The organism is Collinsella sp. LCP19S3_B11 (genome assembly GCF_052121915.1).
Lineage (GTDB): Bacteria > Actinomycetota > Coriobacteriia > Coriobacteriales > Coriobacteriaceae > Collinsella.
On the sequence record NZ_JBQKDI010000016.1, the window covers coordinates 44125 to 50124 of the forward strand.

The window sequence follows — 6000 nt, forward strand, 5'->3', positions numbered from 1 at the left end:
GCTGCTACCGTTTGCGACTCATTAGTAGCATTTTTGAATAGACTATGCTAGAGAATGCATCACGCTATACGAGGCACCACCGTCAAGCTTTTGGCAAGCTAATGTTATGCACACCATAAAGTCCGCGCTCATTCTGGTTCCGCTGGCAGATATTGCGGACGGACGCAGTATAAGGGCTCATGAGTCTATAAGCTAGCCGCCATCCCGCATATGCATAATAAAAAAGGCCCCCGCAGAACGGGAGCCTGTAACAAAGTAATAACAAATCGCTCGGATTGTACTACTCGCAGAGCGAAAGGGCAGCCTCGTCGGCAACGACGACGCAGTTGGTGTGCAGCTGCAGGATCGAAGCCGGGCACTCGGGCGTAACCGGGCCATAGCACATATCGTGCACAGCCTGAGCCTTGGCCTCGCCGTTGGCGACGACCAGGATCATGCGGGCATACATGATGGTCTGGGTACCCATGGTGTAAGCCTGGCGGGGAACGTCGTCGATGCTATCGAACAGGCGGCTGTTGGCCTGAATGGTGCTCTCGGTGAGGTCGACGCAGTGCGTACCCTTGGAGAAGTGGTCATCGGGCTCGTTGAAGCCAATATGACCGTTATTACCAATGCCGAGCAGCTGCAGATCCGGGTAACCGGCGGCAGCGACGATCTTGTCGTACTCGGAGCAGGCAGCGGCGGCATCGGGGTTGGAGCCATCGGGCACGTGCGTGTTATTCAGATCGATGTTGATGTGATCGAAGAAGTTCTCGCGCATGAAGTAGTGATAGCTCTGGGGATCATCGTGCGAAAGGCCACGATACTCGTCCAGGTTATAGGTGCTGACCTCGGAGAAGTCAATATCGCCCTTCTTGTACCAATCGGCGAGCTGCTTGTAGGCGCCAATAGGAGTGGAGCCGGTAGCAAGACCGAGTACGCAATCGGGCTTAAGGATAACCTGCGCCGAGATGATATTGGCGGCCTTGCGGCTCATATCCTCGTAGTCTTTAGCTTTAATGATCTTCATTACGCATCCTTTCTCGTAGAAGAGAGGCAAGGCTCCCCTTACAAGCACTTGCCCGCGGCCTGCGTCGGCCGCAACCAACGTGTGCGGCCACCAGGGCGAGGTCGCGTAATGTATGTATCTCGTGTCTAGCCGCGTCGAGGCCCCTGCCCGTCCACGGTGACCCGAAGCCTTTTAGCCTCGGACATTTTTCATCTTGCCACGAAGGGCGCCCTCTTTCAAGGGCGCCCTCCGTAAACGTGTTTGAATTGTAGGCCAAAGGGCAAGCGAACGAGTTAGCGCTCGCGAGCGACGATGAGCTGATCCATCTCCTCGACATGCTCGCCGACGGAGCCCTTGATGCTCGAGAACTCAACAGAGTTGCACACCAAAATGGGAACCGTCACATCGTAGCCCTCGGCCTCGATTGCCTCGCGTTCAAACTCGATAAGCACATCGCCCTTATGGACGATATCGCCCACCTGTGCATGCACGGTAAAGTGTTTGCCCTCAAGCTGAACGGTATCGAGTCCAACGTGGATTAAAACATCCAAGCCATCGACCGTGTTGAGCGCAACGGCGTGTCCCGTTGGAAAAATCGCCTCGATCTTGGCATCCGCAGGTGCAATCACGCGCGTGCCCGTAGGCCGAATGGCAACGCCTTGGCCCAAAAGGCCCGTGGCAAACGTCTGGTCTTTAACCTCGGAAAGCGGAATGACATCGCCCGAGATGGGAGCATCCAGCGTAAGGACCCGACCACGCATACCAAAAGACCTTAGGACTTTAGTGAACATGCTCCCCCTTGGACATACCAATAATCAAAACCAGTTTTAGTAGTTTACCACTTGGCATTGGTTTTTGACCATTAGGGAAGTTCGCGCTTGACAACCTCGACGATGTCGTCAACGACGCGCTGAGTCAGCTCGTGCGTCTCGGCCTCGGCCATCACGCGAACCAGCGGCTCGGTACCGCTCGGGCGCACCAGAATGCGGCCGCGACCGTTAAGCTCCTTCTCGGCGGCAGCGACAGCGTCCCAAATGGGCTGGCAATCGTCCAGACCGGCCTTGTTGTCGGAATGCACGTTGACGAGCACCTGCGGGTACTTCTTCATGATGCCGGCAAGGTCGGTGAGGGTGCGGCCAGTGCGCTTGAGCACGGCCAGCAGCTGCAGCGCCGTCACCAGGCCATCGCCGGTGGTGTTGTGCTCCAGGAAGATGATGTGGCCGGACTGCTCGCCGCCGATAACGGCGCCGTCCGCGAGCATACGCTCCAGCACGTAGCGGTCGCCCACGGCGGTCTGCACCATCTCAAAGCCCTGTTCCTTCATAGCGATGGAAAAGCCCAAGTTGCACATAACGGTCGAGACGATCTCGGAGTTGGCGAGCTTGCCGCGAGCGGCGAGGTCAGAGCCGCAGATGGCCAGGATGTAGTCACCATCGATCTCGTTGCCCTCGCTGTCCACGAACAGCACACGATCGGCATCACCGTCGTGGGCCAGGCCGATGTCGGCGTGGGTGCGCAGCACGAGCTCGCGCAGGGGCTCAAGATGAGTGGAGCCGCACTCGACATTGATGTCGGTGCCACAGTAGTCGGTATTGATGGCGTGTACCGTGGCGCCCAGACGCTGAAGCGCGGCAGGCGTGGTCTGGCAGGAAGCACCGTGACCGCAGTCAACGGCAACGACCAGGCCGTCGAGCTTAAGGCCGTCGAGGGTGCTGATAGCGTGGTCGACGTATGCTTTGCGAGCGTCCTTCATCTTGATGATGTGGCCCACACCAGCGCCGGTCGGCAGCGTGTCGGCAGCCATGGCCTCCTCGGACATGACCCAGGCGCTGATCTCTTCTTCAACGGCATCGGGAAGCTTCATGCCCTTGCTGCTAAAGAACTTGATGCCGTTAAACTCCGGCGGATTGTGCGAAGCGGAGATGACGATGCCGCCGTCGAGGTCGTTTTGGACGGTGAGCAGCGCCACGGCCGGCGTAGGGATAACGCCGCAGCAGTGCGGGCGACCGCCCTCGGCCATAATGCCAGCGGTCAGAGCGCTCTCGAGCATGGTGCCCGAAAGACGCGTGTCGCGGCCAACGCAAATGTCCGGACCAAGGAACTTGGTCGCCGCACGGCCAAGGCGAAACGCGAGGTCGCACGAGAGGTCGGCGTTGGCGACGCCACGGACGCCGTCGGTGCCAAAGATGTTCTGGAGCATAGGATCGCTCCTTCCCAAGTGGGCAAAACGCACTCGCCCACCCTAGTCGAAAAAGAAAAGCGGGACCCGCCGAGCAATCGGCAGGCCCCGCTTGTACATTGTATCTCGTAAGGAGATAAAACCTTAGCGCTTGGAGAACTGGGGAGCGCGGCGGGCCTTCTTGAGGCCGTACTTCTTGCGCTCGACCACGCGAGCATCGCGCGTAAGGAAACCGGCCTTCTTGAGGTCAGCACGGTAGTCGCCAGCGTTCAGAAGAGCGCGAGCGATGCCCAGGCGCAGAGCGCCGGACTGACCGGAGATGCCGCCGCCATCGCACAGAGCGATAACGTCGAACTGACCGGCGGTATCGGTCACCTTGAAGGGAGCAAGGGCGTTCTCAACGAGCTGATGACGGCCGAAATACTGCTCGGCGTCACGCTTGTTGATGGTCACCTTGCCGGTGCCGGGGACGAGACGGACGCGGGCGACGGCGTTCTTACGACGGCCGGTACCCTGGTAGACAACGGTGTTCTCAGCCATCTTTAAGCCTCCAGCTCAATCTTCGTGGGGTTCTGGGCAGCATGCGGATGCTCGGCACCAGCGTAGACCTTAAGCTTGGTCATCTGGGCACGGCCGAGGGTGGTCTTGGGCAGCATGCCGCGAACGGCGCGCTCGATGACCTTCTCCGGGTGCTTCTCCATAGCCTGGTGGAAGCTCTCAGCCTTGAGGCCGCCGTTGTAGCCGCTGTGGCGATAATAGGTCTTCGTGTCGGCCTTGTTACCGGTAAGCTGGACCTTATCGGCGTTGATGACGACAACGAAGTCGCCGCAGTCGCTGTTGGGCGTGAACTGGGGCTTGTTCTTACCGCGCAGAATCATTGCGATCTGGGTGGCAAGACGGCCCAGGACAGCACCATCGGCGTCGACGAGAACCCAGTTGCGCTGGACCTCGCCCTGCTTGGCGTAGTGAGTCGATTTCGAAATCACTTAGACTCCTCCATGTACAGTACGTGTTGTTACAGAGATTCACGGGGCTCTGCAAGTAACCCGTCCATATTACCCCGCTCGTCGCCCGAGTCAACAGGTATTTTGGCTCTGACCAGACTTTCTGCACATGTCGTCCATCGGTAATGATGTCGCGACGCTAGCGCTCGACAAATGCCTCGATATCACTCAGCAGATGCTTTGCCTCCTGACGACCCTGAATATACAGGTCGAGAAGCTTTGCCGGATCGTGCTCAACGTGACCGACCTCGACAGGCTTTTGCGGGGCAACGACCAGCGCGCGGCCCTCGCGCTCATACTTCCACAGATGCATGCGCTGGATGTTATAGCGGTCGTGGCGCGTCTCGATAGCCTCGAGCAGATAGGGGTAGTCGGCATAGCGGGCGCGTGCGGCAGGCATAAACTCGTAGGGCTTTTTCTCGTACGAGCGGTCCTGCGTGACAATGACAACCGCGCGATCGAAGCCCGCCTCCTCCAGCACGTGCTCGATGGGGACCGAATCGGCTACGCCGCCGTCGACGTATTTGTGCCCGTCGATCTCGACCGGCGGCGTCACCAGCGGCAGCGACGTCGAGGCGCGCACGGCATCGAGGTCGAGCACGGCGCTTTTGACCGGCAGGTATGCAGCGGTTCCAAAGAGCATGTCCGTCGCGACGGCGTACATCTCGATGGGGCTCGCGTCGAATGCCTCGTTGTCAAAGGGATCCAAGCGGTCCTGGACATCGTTGAAGATGAAGTCGTAACCCACGATGGAACCCGTGGAGGCAAACGATGCGGCGCCCATGAAGCGGTTGTCGTTGCAGAAAGCCAGGTTGATGCGGTTGGCACGGCCGATCTGGTGCGACTTGTAGTTCACGCCGTTGAGGGCGCCGGCCGATACACCGTAGACAGCCGGAATCTCGACGCCAGCCTCCATGAGGATGTCGAGCACGCCCGCGGTAAACTGCCCGCGAAAACTGCCGCCCTCCAAGACGAGCGCGACCTTGCCGGCGTTCTTTGCCTTATCTTCTGCCGTCATGTTGACCTCCTACTGTTTCGTTTTGGCCTTCTTCTACCCAGTTTTGAGATGGAGAGCGCATGGGTTTTGGAGTTGAGGAGGACGGGGCGACTGGCGGAAAGCACGTCCCGTTCTGGGGGGGCGATTCCGGGATGGACTTTCCGCCAACAACCTATACGGAAAATGCATCCCATTCTGAGCGTAGATTCTGGGATGCAACTTCCGCTTGAGGCGTCAACGTGAGTAGTCAATTTGGGACGGGGCTATTTTAGCTGCCCTTTGACTGTCGACGAATTATTGGGGACCGGAACTAATATCGACTGGCTTATAGGGGTAGCTAAAATAGCCCCGTCCCAAATTGACTACTCCACCTTGTAGAGGCTTTGCGCGGAGAATCCGCGTATTTGCTTCGCAAATCCGCACCGGCTTCGGCCGCCTGCCGGCGTCCTCGCCCGCGGGCTAAAAACGCTTACGCGTTTTCTTTACGCCCGCGCCCTGCACAGAGTTCGGTTCTCCGCGGTGCGGGGATGACGCTGGCGCAGGGCGTTGCCGGCTGTCATCCGATCGGCATCGCATCTATATAGGGTCGAGGCTTTGCGCGGAGAATCCGCGTATTTGCTTCGCAAATCCGCACCGGCTTCGGCCGCCTGCCGGCGTCCTCGCCCGCGGGCTAAAAACGCTTACGCGTTTTCTTTACGCCCGCGCCCTGCACAGAGTTCGGTTCTCCGCGGTGCGGGGATGACGCTGGCGCAGGGCGTTGCCGGCTGTCATCCGATCGGCATCGCATCTATATAGGGTCGAGGCTTTGCGCGGAGAATCCGCGTATTTGCTT

At 59.1% G+C, this 6000-nt stretch carries 6 protein-coding genes; all 6 read right to left on the reverse strand.

Features of this window, described 5'->3' with window-relative positions; all coding sequences use genetic code 11:
• Window positions 1–280: 280 nt before the first annotated feature.
• Window positions 281–1009, reverse strand: a complete 729-nt coding sequence (nagB, locus tag ACTQV4_RS08565) for a glucosamine-6-phosphate deaminase (protein ID WP_427719421.1) — start codon at window positions 1007–1009, stop codon at window positions 281–283.
• A gap of 272 nt (window positions 1010–1281) precedes the next feature.
• A complete protein-coding gene (locus ACTQV4_RS08570) occupies window positions 1282–1749 on the reverse strand; it encodes a PTS sugar transporter subunit IIA (protein WP_370450664.1) in 468 nt (155 codons plus the stop codon).
• Between the two features lie 101 nt (window positions 1750–1850).
• Entirely contained in the window at window positions 1851–3188 is a 1338-nt protein-coding gene (gene glmM / locus ACTQV4_RS08575; protein WP_441569642.1) for a phosphoglucosamine mutase, read from the reverse strand.
• A gap of 123 nt (window positions 3189–3311) precedes the next feature.
• Window positions 3312–3707: a 30S ribosomal protein S9 gene (rpsI, locus tag ACTQV4_RS08580; RefSeq protein ID WP_022094634.1), complete on the reverse strand. Its 396-nt coding sequence runs from the start codon at window positions 3705–3707 to the stop codon at window positions 3312–3314.
• A gap of 2 nt (window positions 3708–3709) precedes the next feature.
• A complete protein-coding gene (rplM, locus tag ACTQV4_RS08585) occupies window positions 3710–4153 on the reverse strand; it encodes a 50S ribosomal protein L13 (protein WP_370450665.1) in 444 nt (147 codons plus the stop codon).
• A gap of 157 nt (window positions 4154–4310) precedes the next feature.
• A complete protein-coding gene (locus ACTQV4_RS08590; RefSeq protein WP_441569643.1) occupies window positions 4311–5189 on the reverse strand; it encodes a patatin-like phospholipase family protein in 879 nt (292 codons plus the stop codon).
• Window positions 5190–6000: the final 811 nt, after the last annotated feature.